The 24,837-nt window shown below is 64.7% G+C and carries 20 protein-coding genes and 1 pseudogene; 9 read left to right on the top strand and 12 right to left on the bottom strand.

Annotated elements, in window-relative coordinates; all coding sequences use genetic code 11:
* From CIT37_RS28170 to CIT37_RS28180, 3 genes are all read left to right on the top strand, one after another.
* Nucleotides 1–1,290: an IS4 family transposase gene (locus CIT37_RS28170; protein WP_038951373.1), complete on the top strand. Its 1,290-nt coding sequence runs from the start codon at nt 1–3 to the stop codon at nt 1,288–1,290.
* 137 nt (nt 1,291–1,427) lie between these two features.
* On the top strand, nt 1,428–2,297 hold the full coding sequence (locus CIT37_RS28175; protein WP_038947764.1) for a fumarylacetoacetate hydrolase family protein: 870 nt from the start codon (nt 1,428–1,430) through the stop codon (nt 2,295–2,297).
* Nucleotides 2,298–2,315: 18 nt separating this feature from the next.
* Nucleotides 2,316–3,944 carry a thiamine pyrophosphate-dependent enzyme gene (locus CIT37_RS28180; protein ID WP_038947763.1) on the top strand — a complete coding sequence of 543 codons (1,629 nt, stop codon included), beginning with the start codon at nt 2,316–2,318 and terminating at the stop codon, nt 3,942–3,944.
* Between the two features lie 107 nt (nt 3,945–4,051).
* Here the strand turns inward: CIT37_RS28180 and alkB are convergent, their stop codons facing one another.
* From alkB to CIT37_RS28200, 4 genes are all read right to left on the bottom strand, one after another.
* Nucleotides 4,052–4,705, bottom strand: coding sequence for a DNA oxidative demethylase AlkB (alkB, locus tag CIT37_RS28185; protein WP_095424974.1), 654 nt, complete (start codon nt 4,703–4,705; stop codon nt 4,052–4,054).
* A gap of 8 nt (nt 4,706–4,713) precedes the next feature.
* Nucleotides 4,714–5,460 carry a 2OG-Fe(II) oxygenase gene (locus CIT37_RS28190; RefSeq protein WP_095424965.1) on the bottom strand — a complete coding sequence of 249 codons (747 nt, stop codon included), beginning with the start codon at nt 5,458–5,460 and terminating at the stop codon, nt 4,714–4,716.
* 205 nt (nt 5,461–5,665) lie between these two features.
* Nucleotides 5,666–6,352 carry a DUF2848 domain-containing protein gene (locus tag CIT37_RS28195; RefSeq protein WP_095424966.1) on the bottom strand — a complete coding sequence of 229 codons (687 nt, stop codon included), beginning with the start codon at nt 6,350–6,352 and terminating at the stop codon, nt 5,666–5,668.
* Nucleotides 6,345–7,694 carry an amidase gene (locus tag CIT37_RS28200; RefSeq protein ID WP_095424967.1) on the bottom strand — a complete coding sequence of 450 codons (1,350 nt, stop codon included), beginning with the start codon at nt 7,692–7,694 and terminating at the stop codon, nt 6,345–6,347. Before CIT37_RS28200 ends, CIT37_RS28195 begins: the two co-directional genes overlap by 8 nt.
* 192 nt (nt 7,695–7,886) lie before the next feature.
* Between CIT37_RS28200 and CIT37_RS28205 the strand changes: the two genes are divergently transcribed.
* The 4 genes from CIT37_RS28205 to CIT37_RS28220 all read left to right on the top strand — a co-directional run bounded on the left by CIT37_RS28205 (nt 7,887) and on the right by CIT37_RS28220 (nt 11,712).
* The gene (locus CIT37_RS28205) at nt 7,887–8,300 is read left to right on the top strand and encodes a Zn-ribbon domain-containing OB-fold protein (protein ID WP_038947757.1); all 414 of its coding nucleotides are present in this window, start codon (nt 7,887–7,889) and stop codon (nt 8,298–8,300) included.
* A gap of 3 nt (nt 8,301–8,303) precedes the next feature.
* Nucleotides 8,304–9,443 (top strand): thiolase C-terminal domain-containing protein, encoded by a 1,140-nt coding sequence (locus CIT37_RS28210; RefSeq protein ID WP_095424968.1) that lies wholly within the window; start codon nt 8,304–8,306, stop codon nt 9,441–9,443.
* Nucleotides 9,444–9,568: 125 nt separating this feature from the next.
* Entirely contained in the window at nt 9,569–10,483 is a 915-nt protein-coding gene (locus tag CIT37_RS28215) for an SDR family oxidoreductase (protein ID WP_038947755.1), read from the top strand.
* Nucleotides 10,484–10,599: 116 nt separating this feature from the next.
* Nucleotides 10,600–11,712, top strand: a complete 1,113-nt coding sequence (locus CIT37_RS28220) for an SMP-30/gluconolactonase/LRE family protein (protein WP_028143254.1) — start codon at nt 10,600–10,602, stop codon at nt 11,710–11,712.
* A gap of 135 nt (nt 11,713–11,847) precedes the next feature.
* On the opposite strand, the gene ppc is transcribed toward CIT37_RS28220, so the two are convergent.
* The 3 genes and pseudogenes from ppc to CIT37_RS28235 all read right to left on the bottom strand — a co-directional run.
* A complete protein-coding gene (gene ppc, locus CIT37_RS28225) occupies nt 11,848–14,640 on the bottom strand; it encodes a phosphoenolpyruvate carboxylase (RefSeq protein ID WP_028143255.1) in 2,793 nt (930 codons plus the stop codon).
* Nucleotides 14,641–15,706: 1,066 nt separating this feature from the next.
* The gene (locus tag CIT37_RS28230; protein ID WP_161966490.1) at nt 15,707–16,798 is read right to left on the bottom strand and encodes a phosphatase PAP2 family protein; all 1,092 of its coding nucleotides are present in this window, start codon (nt 16,796–16,798) and stop codon (nt 15,707–15,709) included.
* A 310-nt stretch (nt 16,799–17,108) separates the two neighbouring features.
* A pseudogene (locus CIT37_RS28235) lies at nt 17,109–17,278 on the bottom strand (YccF domain-containing protein); the annotation flags it as partial.
* A 344-nt stretch (nt 17,279–17,622) separates the two neighbouring features.
* Between CIT37_RS28235 and CIT37_RS28240 the strand changes: the two are divergent.
* Nucleotides 17,623–18,540 carry an NADP-dependent oxidoreductase gene (locus CIT37_RS28240; RefSeq protein ID WP_038971586.1) on the top strand — a complete coding sequence of 306 codons (918 nt, stop codon included), beginning with the start codon at nt 17,623–17,625 and terminating at the stop codon, nt 18,538–18,540.
* 80 nt (nt 18,541–18,620) lie between these two features.
* Here the strand turns inward: CIT37_RS28240 and CIT37_RS28245 are convergent, their stop codons facing one another.
* The 5 genes from CIT37_RS28245 to CIT37_RS28265 form a co-directional block, all read right to left on the bottom strand.
* Nucleotides 18,621–19,025 carry a YccF domain-containing protein gene (locus CIT37_RS28245; protein WP_028135280.1) on the bottom strand — a complete coding sequence of 135 codons (405 nt, stop codon included), beginning with the start codon at nt 19,023–19,025 and terminating at the stop codon, nt 18,621–18,623.
* 88 nt (nt 19,026–19,113) lie between these two features.
* Nucleotides 19,114–20,205: a rhomboid family intramembrane serine protease gene (locus CIT37_RS28250; RefSeq protein WP_038971587.1), complete on the bottom strand. Its 1,092-nt coding sequence runs from the start codon at nt 20,203–20,205 to the stop codon at nt 19,114–19,116.
* An 87-nt stretch (nt 20,206–20,292) separates the two neighbouring features.
* Nucleotides 20,293–21,087: an enoyl-CoA hydratase/isomerase family protein gene (locus CIT37_RS28255; RefSeq protein ID WP_095424970.1), complete on the bottom strand. Its 795-nt coding sequence runs from the start codon at nt 21,085–21,087 to the stop codon at nt 20,293–20,295.
* Between the two features lie 137 nt (nt 21,088–21,224).
* Nucleotides 21,225–22,769 carry an acyl-CoA synthetase gene (locus tag CIT37_RS28260; RefSeq protein ID WP_095424975.1) on the bottom strand — a complete coding sequence of 515 codons (1,545 nt, stop codon included), beginning with the start codon at nt 22,767–22,769 and terminating at the stop codon, nt 21,225–21,227.
* Nucleotides 22,770–22,926: 157 nt separating this feature from the next.
* Nucleotides 22,927–23,736: a crotonase/enoyl-CoA hydratase family protein gene (locus CIT37_RS28265; protein ID WP_038947745.1), complete on the bottom strand. Its 810-nt coding sequence runs from the start codon at nt 23,734–23,736 to the stop codon at nt 22,927–22,929.
* Nucleotides 23,737–23,852: 116 nt separating this feature from the next.
* Here CIT37_RS28265 and CIT37_RS28270 point away from each other — a divergent pair, with 116 nt between their 5' ends.
* Entirely contained in the window at nt 23,853–24,725 is an 873-nt protein-coding gene (locus CIT37_RS28270; protein ID WP_038947744.1) for an SDR family oxidoreductase, read from the top strand.
* The last annotated feature ends 112 nt before the right edge of the window (nt 24,726–24,837 follow it).

The following is a 24,837-nucleotide window of genomic DNA, read 5'->3' on the forward strand; positions in this document are numbered from 1 at the left end:
ATGGTTGCGGGCAAAACTGTCTGCCTTCGGCAGCTCTCCAGGGGGAACCGCGCGCTGGAAGTGCGGTTCAACCGCTTTCTTGGCCATGACAAGGTGACGGTGGATCGGATCATCGAAAGCTGGAGCAATAGCACGGGCCCTGCCGTGGAAGGCCGCCACGTGCTGGCCATCCAGGACACCAGCGAGATCCACTTCAACACCACGCCGCAACGCCGGCGCGGGCTCGGAGAAATCGGCAAAGGCAATAACCACGGCGTGCTGCTGCACCCGCTGCTGGCTGTGGACGCCGACGACGGCAGCTGTCTTGGGCTTTTGAGCGGGCAGATATGGACGCGCGCAGGTCGCCGCACGACCTCGCATGATGATCGGGAATTATCGGACAAGGAATCGCAACGCTGGATATCGACTGCCGTGGCGGCAAGGCCGCTGCTCACCAAGGCCGCGGCGGTGACGGTGCTGGGTGACCGCGAGAGCGATATTTTTGCCCTTTATGCCAGCTCGGCCAAGCAACATTTCCACGTCATCGCGCGCAGCATGCATGATCGCAAGCTTGCCGACCGCAGCAGCCTGTATGAGGCCAGCGATGCCATGGCCGCGGTGGACCAGCGTATGATCCAACTGCCTGCGCGCGCCGCGCGGCCGGCTCGCCTGGCCCACCTCGAACTTCGCTTTGGCGCAATCGAGCTCGCCCGCCCGCAGAATAAGTTCTTGCACCATCTGCCGAAAAGCTTGCCGCTGGCGGTGGTCGATGTGCGCGAGATTAACGCCGAAACCGGCATAGAGCCGCTGCACTGGCGGCTTCTCACCTCTCACGAGGTCACCAGCATCGAGGACGCCTGGCGCATCGTCCAATGGTACAAGCAGCGCTGGATCATCGAGCAGTTCTTCCGCATCCTGAAGACACAAGGCCTCAAGCTCGAAGACAGTCAGATCGGATCCGCCGATCGGCTTCTCAAGCTGGTTGCGATCGCCGCCAAGGCGGCCGTCATCACCATCCAGCTTCTGCAGGCCCGCAATGGTGGTCGCCAGCCCATTCTCGCGGCCTTCGACAACGGCCAAATTGGCGCGCTCACAGCCCTCAACCGGCAACTCGAAGCCGCGAGCAAGCGACTAAAGAACCCACATCCGCCCGATAGTCTCGCTTGGGCCGCCTGGATCATCGGCCGTCTCGGCGGGTGGGATGGCTACCCATCGTCCAAGCCGCCGGGCCCGATCACCTTCAAAAACGGCCTCGAATACTTCAACGCCGTCGCAGCAGGATGGAGCCTCAGAGATATGTGCATGCCCTAGTGCGAACGCAGGGACCCATAACCACAGGGAGGAGTTTTGCGAAATTTGGTCGTTCGGGATCGTCACCGTGCGCTATCGATGGATCACGCGGTTTGGGTCCCTGCGTTCGCAGGGACGACAAGAGAGATAGACTGCCTATGAAACTCCCTCGCCTCGCTACCTATTCCGTCAAGGGCGATGCCCGTTATGGGGCCGTCCTCGAGGGCGGCATCGTCGACCTCTCCACACGTTACGCAAAACACTATCCGACGCTGCGCGAGGTGATCGCGGCCGGAAAGCTCGCGAGCCTCGCCGAGGAAGCCGCCAGCCGCGCGCCGGACCACGCGCTCGATGACATCACCTGGCTGCCGCCCGTGCCCGCGCCGGAAAAGATCATCTGCATCGGCGTCAACTATCCCGACCGCAACGCCGAATACAGGGATGGCCAGGACGCACCGAAATATCCGAGCATGTTCATGCGCTCGCCCCGCTCCTTCGTCGGCCACGAGACGCCGCTGGTGCGCCCGCGTGCGTCCGCGCAGCTCGATTATGAGGGCGAGATCGTGCTGGTGATCGGCAAGCAAGGGCGGCATATTCCGGAAAGCGCTGCGCTCGATCACATCGCCGCGCTGACGCTCTGCAACGAAGGCTCGGTGCGCGATTGGCTTCGGCATGCCAAGTTCAACGTGACACAGGGCAAGAACTTTGATTCCAGCGGCAGCCTCGGCCCATGGCTCGTGCCCTACCTGCAGGAATCGCAGATCGCCGATGTCAGGCTCACCACGCATGTCAACGGCGAGCTCAGGCAGGACGATCGCACCAGCCGGCTGATGTTCTCCTTCCGCTACCTCATCAACTATATCTCCACCTTCGCAACGCTCGTTCCCGGCGATATCATCGTCACGGGCACGCCGACCGGCGCCGGTGCCCGATTCGATCCGCCGCGTTACCTGAAGCCGGGCGATGTCATCGAGGTCGCGGCCGAAGGCATCGGCAGCTTGCGAAATGGCGTCGTCGACGAGGCCTAACAGGATTGGAATGATGCAATGACCACCCTCACCGGCGGCGAAGCGATCGTAAGCGGCCTGGTCGCCCATGGCGTCGACACCGTGTTCGGTCTACCCGGTGCGCAGGTCTACGGCCTGTTCGACGCCTTCCATCAGGCCCAGCTCAAGGTGATCGGCGCGCGGCACGAACAGGCCTGCGGCTACATGGCGTTCGGCTACGCGCGCTCCAGCGGCAGGCCCGGCGTGTTCAGCGTGGTGCCCGGCCCAGGCGTGCTCAATGCCAGCGCGGCGCTGCTCACCGCGTTCGGCTGCAACGAGCCGGTGCTGTGCGTCACCGGCCAGGTGCCGACGCAATTTCTGGGCAAGGGCCGCGGCCATCTGCACGAGATGCCGGACCAGCTTGCGACCTTGCGCACCTATGTGAAATGGGCCGACCGGATCGAATATCCCGGCAATGCGCCGACGGTCGTCGCGCGCGCCTTCCAGGAGATGATGTCGGGACGGCGTGGCCCGGCCTCGGTCGAGATGCCCTGGGACGTCTTCACCCAGCGCGCGGACACCGCCGCGGCGCAGGTGCTGGAGCCGCTGCCCGCCCCGCAGCCTGATCCCGATCTCGTGAAGCAGGCGGCCACGCAGATCAAGGCCAGCAAGGCGCCGATGATCTTCGTCGGCAGCGGCGCGATCGAGGCCGGCGAGGAGATCCTCGAGCTCGCTGAGATGATCGATGCCCCCGTCGTCGCCTTCCGCAGCGGCCGCGGCATCGTCTCCAACGCGCATGAGCTCGGCCTCACCATGGCCGCAGCCTACAAGCTGTGGCCGACAACCGACCTGATGATCGCAATCGGCACGCGCGCCGAGCTGCCGGCATCCGGCTTCCGCTGGCCCTATCAACCGAGCGGACTGAAATCCATTCGGATCGACATCGATCCGGTCGAGATGCGCCGGCTCGCCGCCGATGTCGCGATTGTCGCCGACGCCAGCGACGGGACCGCCGATCTCGCTGCAGCCGTGAAGAGGGCCGGCTATGCGAGGAGCCATGGCCGGCGCGGAGAGATCCGCGAGGCCACCGCGGCCGCGCAAGCGGAGATCCAGCGCATCCAGCCACAGATGGCGTATCTGAACATCCTGCGCGAGGTGCTGCCGGCGAACGCGATCGTCACAGATGAATTGTCGCAGTTCGGCTTCGCGTCCTGGTACGGCTTTCCGGTCTATGAGCCCCGCACCTTCATCACCTCGGGCTACCAGGGCACGCTCGGCTCGGGCTTTCCAACTGCGCTGGGGGCCAAGGTCGCCAATCCCGACAAGCCGGTGGTGGCCATCACCGGCGATGGCGGCTTCATGTTCGGCGTGCAGGAGCTTGCCACCGCCGTGCAATTCAACATCGGCGTGGTGACGCTGGTGTTCAACAACAACGCCTACGGCAATGTCCGCCGCGACCAGCGCGAACGTTTCGACGGCCGCGTGGTGGCATCCGATCTGGTCAACCCGGATTTCGTCAAGCTCGCGGAGTCCTTTGGCGTTGCCGCTGCGCGCGTCACAGCGCCCGATCAGTTCAAGGCGGCGATGGAAAAGGCGCTCAGCCATGGCGGGCCGTATCTGATCTCGGTCGAGGTGGCCAGGGATTCGGAAGTGAGCCCCTGGGCGTTCATCCACCCGCCGAAGCCGTAATTGCTGTCATTCCGGGATGCGCCGTAAGGCGCAGGCCCGGAATCCATACTCCCGATCGTTGTTATGGATTCCGGGCTCGCGCTACGCGCGCCCCGGAATGACGAAGACTACCGCGTCCTGCGAAACGTCAGATTGATCCGCTTCCGCCCGAGCAGCGCATGCTCGCCCTCCGCGAGCGGCGCAACGCCGTGATAGGCGAGCCGGCTGGCCCCGCCCCAGACCACGACGTCGCCATGCACCAGGCGGAAGCGGCGCGGCTTGTCGCTGCGGACGAGGCCACCGAACAGGAAGGTCGCGGGCAGGCCGAGCGAGACCGAGACGATCGGCGCCGCATAATCCAGCTCGTCCTTGTCCTGATGCAGCGACAGCCGCGTGCCGGGCTCGTAGCGGTTGACGAGGCAGGCATCGGGCGCGAAGTCTTGAAAGCCGCCCTGCTCCGCGGCGTGGCGCGCAAGATCGCGGAGCACCGGCGGCATTTCGGGCCATGGCGCGCCGGTGCGCGGATCGATGGGATCGTAGCGATAGCCGGTGTGGTCGGTGATCCAGCCACGCTCGCCGCAATTGGTCATCGCCACCGACATCAGATGGCCGCCGGGCGTGGTCATCCGGCGGAATGGCGATTGTGCCACGATGGCGCGCACGGCGGCGATCAGCCCGGTCTCGATCGGCTTGACGAAGCCGCGCAGCAGCACGGCGCCGTCCGCGATCTCCTCGCGCGACGGCTGCGCTTCGGCAACGCTATCGAACAAATCAGCCGTCAACGCTCCGCTCATTTGGCATCGTGAAAAATTACACCCAGTGTGTGGCGCTGGCCTGACCTGATCCGGCTGACGCCATGGCGCAGATTAACGCGGTAAGTGCCGCGTGTCCCCTGCACCGGGCGGTGATGCACAGCGAAGGCAACCGCATCACCCTGCGCCAGCGGCACGACCTCGGCGCGGGACTGCATGCGCGGCCGTTGCTCGGTCAACACGAATTCGCCGCCGGTGAAGTCGCGGCCCGGCTCGGAGAGCAGGATGGCGACCTGGAGCGGGAACACGTGCTCGCCATAGAGGTCCTGATGCAGGCAGTTGTAATCGCCCGCCTCATATTGCAGCAGCAGCGGCGTCGGCCGCGCCTGCCCCGCCTCGTGGCAGCGCTTGAGGAACGCGGCATGCGCTGTGGGATAGCGGATGTCGATCCCCATCGCCTCGTTCCAGCGATTGGCGACGCCTTGCAGATGCGCATAGAGCGCCGGGCGCAATTGCGCGATCAGATCGGGCAGCGGATAGGAGAAATATTTGTATTCGCCCCGGCCGAAGCCGTGACGGCCCATGACGATGCGGCTGCGGAAGTGCGTGTCGTCGGCGTAGAGCGCGGCAATCGCGCGGCACTGGTCCGGCGTCAGCAGGTGCTTGAGGACGGCGCAGCCCTGGGTGTCGAGTTCGGCCGTGATCTGCGGCCAGTCGAGGCCGTCGACGTGGGCGGTGAGGTCGGGAACGGAGGATTGGGCCGTTTTGCGTGCGGTCATTGTCATAACAATCACCCTGGCGGCCCGACGTTCACCCCGCCACCCGATTTCCGAGAACCGTCTCCGCGTCATTGCGAGCGAAGATCGATACCGAAGTCAAGCAGACCAGTTTCGTAGGGTGGGCAAAGGTGCTCTTGCGCCGTGCCCACGACTTCGTAAGACGTGGGCACGCTTTCGCTTTGCCCACCTTACGGGACCGTCGCTCGCGGACCTAGCCCCGCACCGGCAGTGTCACCACGTCATATCCATGCCTGATCGTCCGCTTCAGCACGGGATCCTCGAGCTCGAACTCGAAGCGCTCCGCTGGGCGGATGCCGCCCTTGGCTGCAAACGTGCCGCCGAACATGGCGCAACCGTCGGGGAATTTCCCTCCTTCGAAGCCGCGCGCGATGAGGTCCTTGACCGGCAGCATCGCGTCGAGCGTACCCTCCTGATAGAGCACGCGCTCGCCCTTGATGGTGGCGTAGGAGCGCAGGATCATCTTGTCCCAATGACCGATGACGTCCTCCAGCTCCCACAGCGTCAAGGCGATCGGCTTGTCGCACATCTGCTTGGACACCGTGACGTTGTAGGCCTCGACCTTGCGGTCGGTGTGGTCGGAGCCGCAGCCGACGAAGATGCGGCCCTGCCAGCCGATCAGCACGAACTCGACCTCGCCGGAGGAATCCCCGCCAGTGCATTCGATGCTGTCTTCCTGGGTCAGCCGCCGCGCCGAGGCGCGGTAGTAGATCGGCGTCGAGGCCGGCGGGGCGATGCCCATCTCCTGCAGCTCCTTGATGTGCTTGTCGCGCGCGACGGGGTCGCGGCCGGTCCACCCGGCGATGACCATCTGGTCGATCGCGAGCGTCAGCGGCGTGGTGGTATCCTGGGCATCGACGGTGAAAGTCAGGTCAAACACGAATGACGGCCTCCATGCCGGCAGCAAGTTCAAAAATACGATGGTCCGTTCCGCCCGCGCCCGCCAGCATCAGGCCGACCGGGACGTCGCCCTGGCGATGCGCCGGCAGCGAGATGGCGCAGCCGTCGATCATGTTGATCAGGGTGCAGTTGCGCAGCGCGCGCAGGTTTTCTCTGGTGAATGCCTTGTCGTCGGCGAGGTCGGCGATCTTCGGCGGCGTGTTGGGCGTGGTCGGCAGCACCAGCGCGTCATAGGGCGCGATGCGGGCGTTGACGCGGGCGATCAGCGAGCGGCGCTCGTTGAGGAGATCGATGTAATCGGCCGCGCTCTGCGCCTCGCCGCGCATGATCCGCACGGAGACGCGGGGATCATAGACATCGCCCTTGGAGGTGAGGAGATAGCGGTGCCAGGCGTAGCTCTCGGACGCGGCAAAGCCGCCCTTGGCGTTCATCGGGCCGATGTCGTGGAACTCCGCCATCTCGATGCGCTCGATGATGGCGCCATGATCGGAAAGCGTTTTCAGGGCGCGCTCGAACGTCTCGGCGACTTCAGCATCGAGGTCGTCGAGCGCGATTGTGGTCGGCACCGCCAGTCGCATGCCCTGGATCGGACGCGGCTTCAGCGGGGCGATCGGCTCGTTCGCGAGCACGGCGTCGAGTATGGCACAGCAACTGACTGATCGTGCCAGCGGCCCGATGCTGTCGAGCGAGAACGACAGCGGCACGGAGCCATCGAGCGGCACGCGCCGCTGCGTCGGCTTGTAGCCGACGATGCCGTTATAGGCCGCCGGAATCCGGCACGAGCCGCCGGTGTCGGTGCCGAGCGCGCCGTGGGCCATGCCATCGAGCACGGACACCGCCGCGCCGGCGGAGGAGCCGCCCGGCACATGGCCTTGGGCCCGGTTCCAGGCGCCCTTCGGCGTGCCGTAGTGCGGATTGATGCCGATGCCGGAATAGGCGAACTCGGTCATGTTGGTGCGCCCGATCACGACGAAGCCGGCCCTGCGCAGCCGCGCCACTGTCGCCGCATCCTGCTCGGCCGGCGGCGAATCGTCGAGCGCGCGGGAGCCGGCGCGTGTCACCTGGCCCTTGATGTCGAACAGATCCTTGATCGAGATCGGGATGCCGGCATAGCGCGATGGCGCCGCCTTGGCCTTGCGCAAGCCGTCCATCGCATCCGCCGCCGCGAGCGCGGCGTCCTTGTCGACATGGAGGAAGGTGCGCTGCCCCTCCCCGGCGGGATCGGCGATCCTGGCGATGCACGCCTCGACCAGCTTGCGGGCGGTGGTGCGGCCGCTTTCGAGGTCTTCGGCGAGCTTCGCCAGCGTCGGAAATTCGGGCATGTCTGTCTCACGGAATATTGTCGCGCGCAATCTATAGCGCTGCCTCAGTTCGACACAAGCATTGTGCGCATGATGGCATGCATGCGTATTGCTGGACCGTTGACGCACCATGGTCGATTGTCGCATCAAGCTTGAAACGGGCGGGCGTGAGCCTGCCTTATCAAGATTTGCTTTCTGGGAGGGCGTTCCGACATGGCCGAACCGCAGCGCGCGCGACCGAAACCGACGCCGGAAACCCAGCATTTCTGGGACGGCACCAAAGCGGGCGAATTGCGCCTGCAACGCTGCGACGCCTGCGCGCATGTCTACTTCCCGCCGCGCCCGTTCTGCCCGTCCTGCGCCTCGCGCAAGGTCAGCATCTTCAAGGCGAGCGGCAAGGGCTTCCTCTACAGCTACGTGATCAATCACCGTCCCGCCGCGCCCGGCTTCACGCCGCCATACGCGATCGCCGTGGTGGAGCTTGCCGAAGGGCCGCGGATGATGAGCAACATCATCGACTGTCCGCAGACGTCCGAGGCGCTCGAGCTCGACATGAAGCTCGAGGTCGCCTTCCAGGCGCTCGACGACAAGATCACCCTCCCCGTGTTTCGTCCGGCGAAGGGGTAAGCCATGCGCAAGAATCAGGTTGCCGTCGTCGGCGCGGCCGAGACCACCGAGCTTGGCGTCATCCCGAACGCCTCGCAGCTCCAGCTGCACGCGGATGCGGCGCTCAACGCGATCGCCGATGCCGGACTGAAGCTCTCCGACATCGACGGCTTTGCCACCGCGGTCGAGACGCCGCAGCAGGTCTGCCACTATCTCGGCATCAAGCCGACCTGGGTCGATGGCACCTCGGTCGGCGGCTGCTCGTTCATGCTGCACGTCCGCCATGCCGCGGCGGCGATCGAGGCGGGCTTGTGCAAGACCGTGCTGATCACCCATGCCGAGAGCGGCAAGTCGATGATCGGCAAGGCGCCGCGCTCGATCCCGGCGGACAGTCTGCAGGGCCAGTTCGAGGCGCCCTTCGGCGTCTACGGTCCGCCCAGCATGTTTCCGATCCCCGTGCTGCGGTTCATGAAGACCTACGGCGTCACGCACGAGCAGCTCGCCTCCGTGGCGGTGGTGCAGCGGGAATGGGCGGCGAAGAATCCGCGCGCGATGATGAAGGACCCGATCACGGTCGCCGACGTGCTCAATTCGCGCATGATCGCCTATCCGTTCCGCCTGCTGCAGTGCTGCCTCGTCACCGACGGCGGCGGCGCGCTGATCCTGACCTCGGCCGACCGCGCCAGGGATTTTCCGCGCAAGCCCGTCTACATCATGGGCACCGGCGAGAGCGTGGAAACGCCGATGGTCAGCCAGATGGAGACCTTCAACTCCTCGCGCGCGTTCAAGACCGCGGGCCCCCTCGCGTTCAAGGAGGCCGGCATCGCCCACGGGGACGTCGACCATCTCATGATCTACGATGCCTTCGCGCATCTGCCGCTGTTCGGCCTCGGCGATCTCGGATTCATGCCGCATGAGGAGACAGGCAAGTTCATCGCGGACGGCAACACGCGCCCGGGCGGCAAGCTGCCGCTCAACACCAATGGCGGCGGATTGAGCTATATGCATTCGGGCATGTACGGCATGTACGCGCTGCAGGAGAGCGTGCGGCAGATGCGCGGCATCGCGCCGGCACAGGTGCCGAATGCGAGGATTTCGGTGTGCCATGGCGTCGGCGGCATGTTCGCAGCGAGTGGCACGATCGTGTTTACGAACGAGAGGTAAGCGGCTGTCATTCCGGGGCGTCGCGTCAACGACGAGCTATGATGCGCAATTGCGCATCATAGCTCGCGCCAAGGGGCGCGCCCCGGAATGACGGCGGAAATTGGAACGGCAGCGGAGACCCCCCCATGAGCAAATCACTGCAAGACAAGGTCATCATCGTCACCGGCGCAGGCCGCGGCATCGGGCGCGAGATCGCGCTGCTCTGTGCGGCGGAGGGCGCCAAGGTCGTGGTCAACGATCCCGGCGGAGCCTCGGACGGCGCCGGCTCGAACGCTGCGCCTGCCGAGGAGGTGGTCGAGGAGATCAAGAAGCGCGGCGGCACGGCCGTCGCCAATTTCGAAAGCGTCGCGGAAGCCATCCCCGCCAGCAAGATCGTGAAGACCGCGACCGATCATTTCGGCCGGCTCGACGGCGTCGTCAACAATGCCGGCATTTTGCGCGACATGATCTTCCACAAGATGAGCGTGGAGGCGTTCGAGGCCGTCATCAAGGTGCATCTGATGGGCTCGTTCTATGTCAGCCACGCCGCGGCGCGGATCTTCCGCGAGCAGGAGTCGGGCTCCTTCGTGCACTTCACCTCGACCTCCGGCCTGATCGGCAATTTCGGCCAGGCCAACTACGCCGCCGCCAAGCTTGGCATCGTCGGGCTGTCCAAATCCATCGCTCTGGACATGGGCCGCTTCAATGTTCGTTCGAACTGCGTCTCGCCGTTCGCCTGGACGCGCATGATCGGCACCATCCCGACCGAGACTGAAGCGGAGAAGGCGCGGGTCGAAAAGATCAAGCAGATGGGGCCGGAGAAGATCGCGCCGCTCTGCGGCTATCTGATCTCCGATTCCGCCAAGGACGTCACCGGCCAGATCTTTGGCGTGCGCATGAACGAGATCTTCCTGTTCAGCCAGAACCGTCCGATCCGCTCGGTGCAGCGGAGCGAAGGCTGGACGCCGCAATCGATCGCGGAACACGGCATGCCGGCGCTGAAGGGCTCGTTCTACAAGCTCGACCGTTCCGCCGACATCTTCACCTGGGATCCCGTCTAGCCGCATTTCCGGCATTCCTGCCCTGCGATCTCCGGTTGTCTTGTCCGGAGATCGCCCCGGTTTACGCCTGATTGCGGGCGAATGGTCGCCTCCCAACGAAACTTTGGGAGGAAACCATGACAAGAATACTGACCAACTCCGACGACACGACTGCAGGCGGCGGTCTCGGCCGCCGCGCGCTGCTGCAGGGTGCAGCGACACTCGCCGCATCGACCCTGCTCGCCTCCAATGCCGACGCCCGCGACTTCGGCGCCAATGCCGAGCCGCAGCGCTATCCCGACCCCGACATCATCGCCATCGATCCCAAGCGCTTCAAGGCCAAGGTCGGCAACACCGCAATCAAGCGGCTCTACACCGGCTGCCTCTGGGCGGAAGGGCCGGCGTGGAATGCGCAGGGACAATATCTGGTCTGGAGCGATATCCCGGCCAACCGGCAGCTGCGCTATCTCGACGATGACGGCCATATCTCCGAGCAGTTCCATAAGCCGTCCAACGAGGCCAACGGCAATTCGTTCGACACCGAGGGCCGCCAGCTCAGCGCCGAGCGCACCCGCCTCGTCCGCTACGAGCATGACGGCTCGGTGACAGCGCTGGCCGAGCAGGCCGGTGGCAAGCCGCTCAACGGCCCGAACGATATGGTCGTGCATCCCAACGACAAGGCGATCTGGTTCACCGATCCCGGCTACGGCGCGATCAGCATCTACGAGGGCAAGCTCGCCAATACCGGCTCGCTGCAGCCGCACCAGAAGGAAGCCGTCTATCGCCTGGACACCCAGACCGGACAGGTGGCGAAGGTCGCGGACGAGCCGTTCAAGCCGAACGGCATCGCCTTCAGCCACGATTACAAGAAGCTCTATGTCTGCGACACCGGCATCACGCACTACCCTGAAGCCAAGAACGTGGTGTGGGCCTACGACATCGACGGGGCCAAGCTGTCGAACCCGAAGAAGCTGATCGACATGACGCTCGACGGCAAGTCGGGCTTCCCTGACGGCTTGCGCGTCGACACCGAGGGCAACATCTGGGTCGGCGCCGGCTGGGTCGGTCCCGGCTATGACGGCGTGCAGGTGTTCGCGCCGACCGACGGCGCGCGCATCGGGCAGATCCTGCTGCCCGAGACCTGCGCCAATGTCTGCTTCGGCGGCAAGAAGCGCAACCGCCTGTTCATGACCGCAAGCCAGTCGCTCTATGCGGTCTATGTGGAGACGCAAGGCGCGCATTTCTGTTGAGTGCCCCACTCTCTCCGCGTCATGGCCGGGCTTGACCCGGCCATCCACGCCTTACCGCGCGATGCCAAGAACGTGGATGCCCGGGACAAGCCCGGGCATGACGGCTGAGTATCGGGCAGCAACGTGGCCCGGTAGCTACCCCGTATTCCTCAGCCCCGCCGAAATGCCGTTGATCGTCAGTTGAATCCCGCGCAGCACCTGCTCGTCGGGGTTCTGCGCGCGATGCTCCTTCAAGAGCTCGACCTGCACGTGGTTGAGCGGGTCGAGATAGGGAAAGCGGTGGCGCACCGAGCGCTCCAGCAGCGGATTGCCCTGCAGCAGCCGGTCCTGCCCCATGATGTCCAGGAGCGTCTCGATGCAGGAATGCCATTCGCGGCGAATGCGGCCGAATATTTTTTCGCGCAAGGCTTCGTCGGGCACCAGCTCGGCATAGCGCGAGGCGATCGCGATCGAGCTTTTGGCGAGCACCATGTCCATGTTCGAGAGCAGCATGCGGAAGAACGGCCATTCCCTGTAGAGCTCCTTCAGGAACGGCATGCCCTTGTCGGGATGTTCAGTGATCCACTGCTCGACCGCGCTGCCAAAGCCGTACCAGCCCGGCAGCATCAGCCGGCACTGCGCCCATGAAAACACCCAGGGGATGGCGCGCAGATCCTCGATCGCCCGGGTCTTCTTGCGCGAGGCCGGACGGCTGCCGATGTTCAGCGTCGCGATCTCGTTGATGACGGTCGAGGACCAGAAATAATCGACGAAGCCGTCGGTCTCGTAGACGAGGCCGCGATAGGCTTTGAAGGCGAGGTTCGACAATTCGTCCATCGCGGTCAAATATTCGCGGCGCGGCGCGCTCTGGCGCGGATGCAAGAGACTTGCTTCAAGCGTCGCCGCCGCGAGGATTTCCAGATTGTTGCGGCCGACTTCGGCGTTGGAATATTTCGACGAGATGATCTCGCCCTGCTCGGTGATGCGGATCTGACCGTTCACGGCGCCGCCGGGCTGCGCGATGATGGCATCATAGCTCGGACCGCCGCCGCGGCCGACCGAGCCGCCGCGGCCATGGAACAGGCGCAGTCGCACGTGATGCCGCTCGAACACTTCGACGAGGTTGATCTCGGCCTTGTAGAGCTCCCAACCCGAGGTGACGAAGCCGCCGTCCTTGTTGCTGTCGGAATAGCCGAGCATGACCTCCTGCACGCTGCCGCGACTGTCGACCAGGCGGCGGTAATCGTGCAGCGACAGCATGCGGTCCATGATGCCGCTGGAGGCCTGCAGATCCTCGATGGTCTCGAACAGCGGCACGATGTTGATAGCGCTGCGGCCAGAGGGATGGACCAAGCCGACCTCCTTCAGGAGCACCGCGACCTCGAGCATGTCGGACATGCCCTTGCACATCGAGATGATGCATTGGGGAATGGCGTCCGAGCCGAACATCGCATGCGCTTCCGCGGCGGCATGGAAGACGTTGAGCTCGCCCATGGTCTCGTCGCTGTACTTGACGAAGGGCGAGACCAGCGCGCGCGTCGAGCGCAGCTCGTTGGTCAGCAGCGAGATGCGCGCCTCCTCGCCGAGCGCGAGATAGGACATGCCGGGATTGGCGGCGTCCATCAGCTCGGCGATGGTGCGTTCGTGCACCGCCGAGTTCTGGCGGATGTCGAGCCGGGCGAGATGGAAGCCGAAGCAGTCCACCGCGCGCCGCAGCAACCGCAGCCGGCCGCGGGCGATGACGCGGGCATTGTTGGAGATCAGCGAGCGGTGCAGCACGTCGAGATCGGCCTGCAGCTCCTTCACGCTCGCATATGGCGCGCCCTTGCCGACCGGCCGGCGCGTGATCTCGACCGCGAGCTTTTCCGCCGTCGCGGTCAGGCGCGCGTAGATGCCGGAGACTGCCAGACGATAAGGCTCGCCGCTCCGGTGCGGCGAGGTATCCGGCGAGCGTTCCGCCAGGTTGCGCAGCTCCTCGGAGACGTCGGCAAGATGCGCCGCGATCGACAATTCCGAGCCGAGCACGTGCAGCTCTTCCAGATAGAACTGCATTACCCGGCTCGACTGCAGCCGCAGCGTGCCGCGCATGACGTCGGCGGTGACGAAGGGATTGCCGTCGCGGTCGCCGCCGATCCAGCTGCCCATGCGCAGGAACGAGGCGAGCTCGGAAGCCGCCTGCTCGCCGCCCTCCTCCAGCCGGTCCTCGAGGGCGTTGACCAGCCGCGGCACCTCGCGCAGGAAGGTGTAGTCGTAGAACGACAGGCCGTTGGCGACCTCATCGAGCACGGTGAGCTTGGTGCGGCGCAAGAGATTGGTCTGCCAGAGCGTCAGCACCTCGCGGCGCAGCTGCTCGTCGCTGGCATCGGCCTCCTCCGCGGTCAGCGCCACGCGCTCGCGGCGGTCGAGCAGGCCGGCGACCTCCATCTCGCGGTCCATAGTGCTCTTGCGGCGGACTTCGGTCGGATGCGCGGTCAGAACCGGGCTGACCAGCGCGGACTTGAAGAAGCTGCGGAGCTGATCGGGCTTGATGCCGGCGTCCCTGGCATGGGCGAGCGTTTCCGCCAGCACGCCGGAGCTCTTGCCTGCGCTGCGAGCCCGCATCTGGCGGATGTTGTTCTGGTCCTCGGCGATGTTGGCGAGGTGGGAGAAATAGCTGAAGGCGCGGACGATCCGCACCGTCTCGGAGGTCGACATGCTGTCGAGGATCTGCTCGAGCTCGCGGCGGGCGAGCCGGTCCTCGTCGCGGTGGAAGCGGATCGAGGTCTGGCGGATGCGCTCGACCAGGTCGAACAATTCGGCGCCCTCCTGATCGCGCACGGTGTCGCCGAGGATGCGCCCGAGCAGGCGGATGTCGTCCCGCAGCCGCGCATCGGCCTCCAGCGCCTGGACGTCCTCGGGGCGGTTGGCGCGATGCTCGGCGCTGTCGGATGGTGCGGTCTGGAGGGACATGGCTCGCTCCTCTTCAAGAGCTCCTTGCGGCTCCTCAGTCCGGTGGAGTGTGCGATATTTTTCTACCGCAGTGCAAGACGAAGTTGGGGGCATTGCACACTGCCGGCCAAACTCGTGTCCCGGACGCGCTGCAACGCCTTAAGCGTTGCTGCGCAGAGCCGGGACCCAGAAAGCCGCACCGTCCCTGCCGCCTTCTGGGCCCCGGCTCTGCAGCGCACCACGCCGCGAAGGCGCGACGCGCTGCGCTGCGTCCGGGGCACGAGAGCTCTCTTCAACTGATAAAACACGCCTTCGCCTTCTCGCGGCGTATTCCGCCCGAGCTTTGCTGTCCGTTTCGCCCTCATCGAGAACAAAGGGCGCAGGGAAGGCCGGGCGCCGGCTGGCACCCAGGGTCCGCACGCGACAAGACGCACGCGGGGTGACCACAGGTGACGCCGGGACATCCCGGCCTTCCCTGCGCAATGGTTTTACGGCTTATGGCGCGCTCTCCCCGGGGAGCGATGCACTATTGCCCCCGTCGCCTTGCGGATCACTGATGTGCGCGCCCGGTCGGGCCGCTTCACCACCGCAAGCCTTGACGCACAGACCCCGGGCGTCAGGACCACACGCTTTTGCCGTCCGCGGACGTCCCTCCCCGGACAGTCGGAAGCTCGCGCGTGCTCGCTTCCAACGCCGTAAAGAAACGCTGTGACCGCGCCGTGTCGTGCCGCGGATCGCGATGGCTCGCAGGGGTCGCCCGCCCTGCCATCCCGTCACGCGCCGGCGCTGCCGCGTCCATCGCATCCCGGCCTACGTATCGTGACGATCGCGAAACGCCCCTTCGACGGGCCGGGATGGAATGCGGTTTAGCCGAAACGGAAAATTCGGTCAATCAGAATATTTTACAACCCCGTCCCTTGACCTGCATGTAGCGTGTTTTGCCCGTCGGGCAACGCGAGGGATTGGGGGCGGAGGGCCGCAACTGCCTGGACGCCGGGCTGCGGCTCGATAGGGGTTGAGCTCTGGCACTGCAAGCGGAAATGAAGACGACAGCCGCGCAGGTCTCCCTGGGGCCAGCAGCACACGTTCATGGGCGTATCGCATGCCGGGACATATTCCGCCGGAACGGCCGCACGAACATGGCGGCGAAGGCAAGAGCGACCAGCCGACCCGGTGTCGCCGAGCCCGGCTGCGTCGAGACCGCCAGCGGACTTGCAGCCACGACCGCCGTCAGGCCTTTCGACGCCTGGATCGTCAGCGCAGCCACCGACACGCCCGCGATCACATCCACGAAGTAATGCCCTCCGACCAGCGGGGTCGCGACGAGCATTCCCCCATTCAGCACCAGCAGGGCGGGACGCAGCCACCAAATGCTCCATAAGCTCCAGATGCTGAGAAGCGCCGTGGCAGCGTGAAAGCTCGGGAAAGTGAGGATGCCGCCGAGCTTCACGATGTTGAGAGCTCGCAACGCGCCATCGCGCAGCATAGGTATGTCGCTCGCCTGTCCTCCATATCCGTTCGCCTTGAACAGCTCGGTGTCGGAGGGCAGTCCGAACTCGAAATAGGTGCCGATCGCCGGAAGCAGGGAGGAGACGACAATCACCACGCACAACGCCAATGTCGACGCCATCACGAACTGCTGCAGACGGATATATTGACCCATCAACCCCAGTACGACCGGAACGCAGAAGGCCGGCACGAGGATCATTGCGTAGAAGAACTTGGCGTACAGCAGCAATTCCGGATGGGCCATCGCAAAATGGAAATATGCAGGCCAGTCCAGGCCGAGCAATCGGTCAAGCTCGGCAAATCTGGCGTCCTGCAGCGGCATCGCGGCGCCCAAGCCGATATACGACAGCGGCGCCGCACAGATCGTGACAAAACCCATCTGCGCAAATGCGAGCATGGTGAACGCCGGCCGCTCGCCCCAGCCCCACCGCATCAGCCACAACCCGGCAACCGCCAGCGCCGGCGCTGTGACGACCTCCGTCGTCATCAAGCCTTCCAGCGTGAAGGTTGTTACGGCAAGCCCGACGCAGAGCGCCAGCGCCCATCCAACCACAAGACTCCAGTTGACCAGTTGCAACCTGTTCGCGATCCGTCGTTCCGTGTGACCGACCAAGCGCAGCTGTTCCTTGACAGCACAATTTGCTCTCGCAAAAGGCGGCGCACTGAACATTCCAATCCCCATGCCAGCCCACGTGCAATTTCGGGTAATGCTCCCAGAAGTTTAGCGTCCACACCGTCCGGTTGCATCTCGCGACTGACGCCATCGTTATTATTGGTAAAAATTTTGTTTCCAAGCGTTGCTGGCAGCGTTCCGATAATGGGAATCGGCCTGGCGCAGGACGAGGCGCGGTCTCGGCGCTAGGGTCAAACGGAGTTGAGATACTGTTGAGGTGTCTGCTCAGGGGTCATCAGCCGACGACTCCACAAGCTATGCCGGCTTCCCCTCTACGCGCGGAGGCGGACATTGACGGATCCCCACCTCACGCCGGCACGATCATCTTGCCGATCGGCCACAGCGCGATGCCGGCGAGTTTCAAATGGGCCCAGGCGAAGGGGATGCCGATGATGGTGATCGCGAGCGCCATGCGGTCAATAAGTGGCCGAGCGCCAGCCACCAGCCGGCGAGCACGAACCAGATGTTGCCGATCAGCGCGTAGGATGGGTGGAGCCCTTGCGAAACCCATCATGCCTCGTCAACGGTCGGGTTGATGGGTTTCGCTCTCGCTCTACCATCCTACGAGCTCAATCTGTTCGCCGTCTCAATGGCCCTTGGTACAGCCGAATTTTGCAATCTTGGTACTGGTTTCATGACCAAGCGTAACGCATCTAACTGCTAGCGCCACGACCGAAGCGATCCCGATCGGCAGTTTCAGTGGGAGCCCCGGTCAATAGATCGCGGACACTTCCACACTGTCTGGCAGTTTTTGGATAGCCGTCGCGCTCACGCTGACTGCAATCGTTGCATCAGGAGACAATGACTGAGGAGATGATCCAATGAAGGCGATCGTTGTAACGGAACAGGCCGCGGGAACGGCGGGGATGAAGCTGGTGGACCGGCCCGAGCCGCAGGCTGCGATAAACGACGTCGTGGTTCAGGTTCATGCGTCGGGATTTGTCCCGACTGAGCTGACGTGGCCTTCGACCTGGACTGATCGCCTCGATCGCGACCGAACACCGTCGATCCCTGGACACGAGCTGGCCGGAGTGGTCACTGCTCTTGGCTATGGAACGACAGGGCTGGTGTTAGGACAGCGGGTGTTCGGCCTGGCGGACTGGTATCGCGACGGCACGCTGGCCGAGTATGTGGCAATCGAGGCGCGCAATCTTGCGCCGCTGCCGGGCGACGTCGACTTCACAGTGGGGGCGAGCCTGCCGATCTCGGGGCTGACCGCATGGCAAGGGCTGTTCCAGCATGGCCGTCTCAAATCGGGGCAGAGCATCCTGGCACACGGCGCGGCCGGCGCAGTCGGGTCGATGGTGACGCAACTCGCACGAGAGGCCGGCGCCTACGTCATCGGCACCGGACGCGCCGCCGACCGTCAGACGGTGCTCGACTTCGGCGCAAACGAGTTCGTCGACCTCGACAAGGACTCGCTGCAAGACGTCGGCAAGGTCGATCTGGTGTTCGATGTCATCGGCGGTGACATACAGAAGCGGTCGGTAGAACGCATTCGAGCCGGAGGAACACTGGTGACCATCGTCGGGCCGGCCGAGGCGCGGCCCTCCGATGGATTGGCGGTCGACTTCGTCGTCGAGTCGGATCGCGCCCAACTCAGTGAGATCGTCCAGCGGGTGCGGGATGGACGACTGCGGACGAACATCGGCAAGGTCTCGACCTTCGACGATGCGGTCGCCGCCTTAAATCCGACCGGGCGACGCAAGGGAAATACGATCATTCGCGTTCGTCCCTGAGGGAGCATGCTCATTGATGTCCGCAGCGCGTAGGATGGGGTGCACTTGCGAAACCCATCCTACGAGCCACGAGTTGGGCCTCACGCCGGCACGATCACCTTGCCGATCGGCCAGAGCGCGATGCCTGCGAGCTTGAGATGGGCCCAGGCGAAGGGGATGCCGATGATGGTGATCGCGAGCGCCAGTGCCGTCAATAAGTGGCCGAGCGCCAGCCACCAGCCGGCGAGCACGAACCAGATGATATTGCCGATCACGCCGAGCGGGCCCGTACCGATATCCTCGACACCGGTGACGTCGTAGCGGTTGACCGCCCGCGAACCGAACGGCAGCAGCGTGTAGACGGCGATGTTGAACGCCGCCCGCGCCCAGGGCAGGCCGATGATGGTGATCGCCATGATGACCGCGGCGATCACCCAGCCGAACGCCATCCAGGCGCCGCCGAAGAGGATCCAGAGGATGTTGAGCAGCATGGAAACGGGGGTCATGGGATGATCCGGGGGTGGATGATCCCGTGCATATAGGCATGAAATCTGTCTCTGCTAAGACGGCCCCGATTTCCGCTCCCCTCCAAGCTCATAATCCGTGACGCCGGCTGCGTTCGGCGCGCAGCGATGTGCCGACAAACCCAACATCCTCGATCCCGCGCGAGATCTCCTTTGAGCAGAGCCAAAGCGTCAGCGCGGCGGCGCCGATCGCGGCCAGCCCCGAGATGACAACAGGACTAGGGCAGAATGTGGCGAGTAAGTTGTCGAGCGGAACGGAGCCGGTGGGCCGGTGCGGGCTGCAAGACGATGCCAGGGCCCAACCGGACAGCATCACGGCGGCCGCGTTCACACCGGCCAAAATCGCCACGACGATCGCAAGGCCCTTCCTGACGGAGAGTGCGAGATCAATCGTCTTCACGACAGCGCAATACGCGGCCACGGCGACGAGAGCCGGGACCCATCCAGAACCCCCGGCTGCGATCGCCTGGGCCTGACCGCTCCAGGCCCACAGCGCAACGACGCACCCGAGCAGTGTCAGATTGACCTTCACGGCTTCGGGAAATTTGCAGCGAAGCACCCACACATTCGCTTTCTCGATCAGGTCCAGCACTGCGCAGGCGATCAGCCCGGCCGCAAAACCACCGAGATGCACGCCCCAGTCGATCCGCGAATTGCCGAGCGCAAACGCGACGTTCAATCCGATATTGATCGCGAAGAAGTCGAACCCGACCTCGAGCTTGCCGAGGATCCACAGGCAGAGCAGCGCGCCCAGGATGCCCGACGTGGCACCGGACGCGCCGACCGTCAAATAGGGCGTGGAATGGATACCGTTGCCGATGACGGCACCGAACACCATCGCGCAGAGATAGATGAGGAGGAAATAGGCCGGCCCGACCCGCCGCTCGAGATGGGCGCCCCACAGCACCAGGCACAACATGTTCATGGTGAGGTGGATGAAATTGACGTGCAAGAAGCCATAGGCGACGAGGCGCCAATATTCGTGCCGCGCGATCGCGGTCGCATACATGCCGCCGTAGCGATACAGCAACTCCGCCGGCGCCGCCGGACCACCCGCCTGGATGAAGCAGAAACCCGACGCGAGGACCGTCACCGTCATCAGCGTATAGACGGCGGCATGGGGGACTTCGAAAAAGCCAGGACTGGCACGGTATGAGGGCATGGACGATCGCAGGGGATTGGCGTGGGAACGCCAATCTAGCCGAGCCGCTCGATGATTGCTACTCCAACGCGTACCAGACGGCCCCGGCTACCGCCCCTCGAATTTGGGCTCGCGCTTCTCCATGAAGGCCTTCATGCCCTCGGCCATGTCCTGGGTTTTGAACAGCGGCAGGAGCTGGAGATAGACGTGGTGGACATGGTCGTGGAAATTCTCGTTGAGGCCCATCCGCATCATGCGCTTGGAGGCCTGCACCGCGAGCGGCGCGTTGGCGGCGATCTCGCGGGCGACCGCCGTGGCGCGGCTCATCAACTCGGCATCCGGCACGACCTCGTTGGCGAGGCCCCATTCCAGGCACTCGCGCGCGCCGAGCGTGCGGCCGGTGAAGATGAGCTCTGAAGCCTTGGCCCAGCCGAGCATGCGCGGCAATAGCCAGGTGCCGCCGGATTCCGGCACCACGCCGCGCTTGACGAAGGCGGCGGCGAGCTTGGCGGATTCCGCCATGATGCGGATGTCGCAGCCGAGCGCGGTGTCCATGCCGTAGCCGGCGGCGCCGCCGTTGACGGCGCAGATGGTCGGCTTGTCCATCGCCTGCAGCACCGTCGGCGGCGTGTTGCGCAGGTTGATCGTGGTCGGCGAGGACGCGGCGCTGAGGCCGTTGCCGTCACGCTCCTTGCGGAGGTCGAGGCCGGCGCAGAACGCCCTGCCCTTGCCGGTGAGGATCACGACGCGGACGTCCTTGTCCTCGTTGGCTTCGGTCAGGAGCCGCGCCAGATCGTTGAGCATCGGGCCGGAGATCGTGTTCATGCGCTCCGGCGCGTTCAGCGTGATGGTCGCGATGTGATCGGCGACTTCGTAGAGCACTTCGTTCGCGGCATCGGTCATGACAAATGTTTCCTCGTCCCTGATCTCGTAGGGTGGGCAAAGGCGCGCCTGCGCCGTGCCCACGATCTGTCAACGTATTCTGATCGAGATGGTGGGCACGCTCCGCTTTGCCCACCCTACGGGTCCTCGTCGAATTGTCAGATCTTCCGCCCCGCCTGCTCCCAATAGGGATCGCGCAGGCGGCGCTTGAAGATCTTGCCGGAATCCTCGCGCGGCAGGCCAGTGCGGATCTCGATGTGCTTGGGCACCTTGTAGTCGGCAAGATGCGCCTTCAGCGCGGCGCGAACACCTGCAGCATCCAGCGTGACGCCGGCTTGCGGCTCCACCACCGCCATCAGCGCCTCGCCGAACTCGGCATCGGGGATGCCGAACACGGCGCAATCATGCACGCCTGATACGGCGTGCAGCACGGACTCGATCTCGGCGGGGTAGATGTTGACGCCGCCCGAGATCACCATGTCGCGCTTGCGGTCGCAGATGAAGACGTAGCCGTCCGCGTCGATATAGCCGACGTCGCCCGAGGTGATGAAGCCGTCGCGGTCGATCTCGGCGCGCTTCTCCGGTTTGTTGTGGTAGGTGAAATCGGCGAGATCGGTCATGCGCGAATAGATCTCACCGATCTCGCCGACGCCGAGCACGCTTCCGTCCTCACCAAGGAAGCGCAGCTCGGCGCCGGGCGAGATTTTGCCGACGGTACCGGGCTTCTTCAGCGCGTCCTCGGAGGTCGCGAACGTCACCGCGCTGGATTCGGTCGAGCCGTAGAATTCGTAGATCACCGGCCCCCACCATTCGATCATGGCGCGCTTGACGTCGGCCGGACAGGGCGCGGCGGCATGGATGACGTGGCGCAAGGAAGAGACATCGTACTTCCTGCGCACCGCCTCCGGCAGCTTCATCAGGCGGATGAACATGGTCGGCACCATGAAGATCGTGTCGATTCTGTAGTGCTCGATCAGTTCGAGGAATTCCTCGGCCTCGAAGCGCGGCATCAGCACCAGCGCGCCGCCGAGCTTGCCGGCGCGGATGCCGAAGGAATTCGGCGCGGAGTGATAGAGCGGCCCCGGCAGGATCGCGCGGGCGCCGGGCTTGAGCCCGTAGATCATCGCGCGCATGCGCTCGCCGGCGGCCTGCTGCTCCGGCGTCGGCGCGTTGCGCCGCACGCCCTTGGGATGGCCTGTGGTGCCCGAGGTGTAGATCATGTTCATGGGCTGCGGCACCACGGGGCCGTCATAGGGCTGGAATTGCGCGAGCCAGGCTTCGAAATCGATGGCGAAGTCCGGCGTCTTCAGATGATCGGGATCGATCTTGTAGCTGGACAGGATCTCCGGCGGCGTCGGCACGCTGAGCACGGTGACGCCCTCAGGGATCGCATCGCGCAAGGCGTGCAGCATGTCGGCATGTCCGATCAGGACGGACGTGCCGGTGTCATCAAGGATGTAGGTGATCTCCTCCGGCTTGAAGTGCCAGTTGATCGGAACGCCATAGGCCCCGAGCCGCATCGCGGCGTAGGCGGCCTCTAGGAAGGCGATGTCGTTGCGCATCAGCATGCAGACGCAATCGCCTTGGCGGACACCGATCTTGGCGAGGCCTGAGGCGATGCGGTCGGCGCGGTTGGCGACCTCAGTGTGGGTTCGGCGGCGCTCGCCGGAGACGATGCCGAGGAATTGGGGCGTTTCGCTCATTGTTGTTTTCCGATCTTTCGTCGGGTTGAAGGGCATCGAACCAACCACGATCGTCATTCCGGGGCGCGCCTCTTGGCGCGAGCCCGGAATCCATACTCCCGATCGTGGTTATGGATTCCGGGCTCGATGCTTCGCATCGCCCCGGAATGACAGAAAGCTAATCCGCATACTTCGCCGCGCGCTTCTCCAGATTGGAGCGCACCGCCTCGGTCTGGTTCGCGCTGCCGATCAGCTTCTGCTGCTCGACCGACTCCGCGAGCAGCGCCGGACCCGGATCGACCGAGAGATTGTTCAGCAGTCGTTTTGCCGCGCGGATCGCATCGGGGCTCTTGCCGGCGATCTCGCGTGCGGTCTCCAGCGCCGCGGCGCGCGGGTCGTCGCAGATGCGCGTGGCGAGGCCGTATGTCATCGCCTCCTGCGCGGAGAAGATGCGCCCCGTATAGGTGAGATCGCGCAGGATGTCGTCGCGCACGAGGCTCGCAAGGATCGGCGTGCCCGCCATGTCAGGCACGAGGCCCCATTTGATCTCCATGATCGACATCCGCGCGTCCGCCGAGAGGAAGCGCATATCGGCGCCGAGCGAGAGCTGGAAGCCGCCGCCGAAGGCGACGCCGTGCACGGCCGCGATCACGGGAACCGGAAGCTGGCGCCAGCCCCACACCGCCTGTTGCGGGAAGTTCGCCTGGCCGTGCGTGCGCTTGGTGAGATCGCGATTTTCGCCACCCGGAATTCCGTTGCCGCCCTTCTCCTTCATGGCGGCAAAACGCCCCATGTCGAGCCCGGCGCAGAACGCGCGGCCTTCGCCTGAGAGCACGACGACGCGCACGCTCTTGTCCTTCGAAAGCCGGTCCGTTGCGGCGACAAGGGCCTCGAACATGGCCTGATCCAGCGCGTTCATCTTGTCCGCACGCACCAGGCGCACGTCGGCGACGCCTTCCGAGATCGAGATCGAGACGCGCTCTTCCATGGATGAATTCTCCCTTAGTTCTTGCCTGTTCTTGTTCAGTGCCGCTTTACAGGACGCCGGCGGCCGGATTTAGTCAATCGACCAATTAACTGACAATCCGTACGGGAGAAACAGCCATGTTCAAGGAAAATCTTCTCGCTGGACGGCGCATTCTCGTGACCGGCGGCGGCACAGGTCTCGGCAAGGCGATGGCAGCACGCTTCCTCCAGCTCGGCGCCGAGGTGCACATCTGCGGCCGGCGCAAGATCGTGTGCGACGAGACCGCAACCGAGCTGATGGATCTGTATGGCGGCCGCGTCACCAGCCACGGCGTCGACATCCGCAACGCGCTCGCGGTCGAGGAGATGGTGGAGACCATCTTCCGCGACGCGCCGCTGACCGACCTCATCAACAACGCCGCCGGCAATTTCATCTCGCGCAGCGAGGACCTGTCGCCGCGCGGCTTCGATGCCGTCGCCAACATCGTCATGCACGGCACGTTCTACGTGACGCAGGCGATCGGCAAGCGCTGGATCGCCTTGAAGCAGCCCGGCAACGTGGTCTCAATCACCACGACCTGGGTGCGTAACGGCTCGCCCTACGTCGTGCCGTCGGCGATGAGCAAGTCGGCGATCCATGCCATGACGATGTCGCTCGCGGCCGAATGGGGCCGCTACGGCATCCGCCTCAACACCATCGCGCCCGGCGAAATCCCGACCGAAGGCATGAGCAAGCGCATCAAGCCCGGCGACGAGGCCGGCGCGCGCACCAAGGCGATGAACCCGATGGGCCGCGTCGGCACCATGGAGGAACTGCAGAACGTCGCCGTGTTCCTGATCTCCGGCGGCTGCGACTGGATCAATGGCGAGACCATCGCCATGGACGGCGCGCAGGCGCTGGCGATGGGCGGCAATTTCTACCAGCTCCGCGACTGGAGCGACGACGACTGGAAAACCGCGCGCGAGAGCATCATGGCGCAGAACGAGAAGGATCGGGCGAAGCGGGGGTGATGTCGCGTTGCAACAGCGTGGGGGTGTAAGGGGCTGACGCTCTACCCTCACCCTCAACTGTCGTCCCCGCGAGGCGGGGACCCATAACCACAGGGAGAGGTGCGAGGCGAGG

Source organism: Bradyrhizobium ottawaense (assembly GCF_002278135.3).
Classification (GTDB): Bacteria; Pseudomonadota; Alphaproteobacteria; order Rhizobiales; family Xanthobacteraceae; genus Bradyrhizobium; species Bradyrhizobium ottawaense.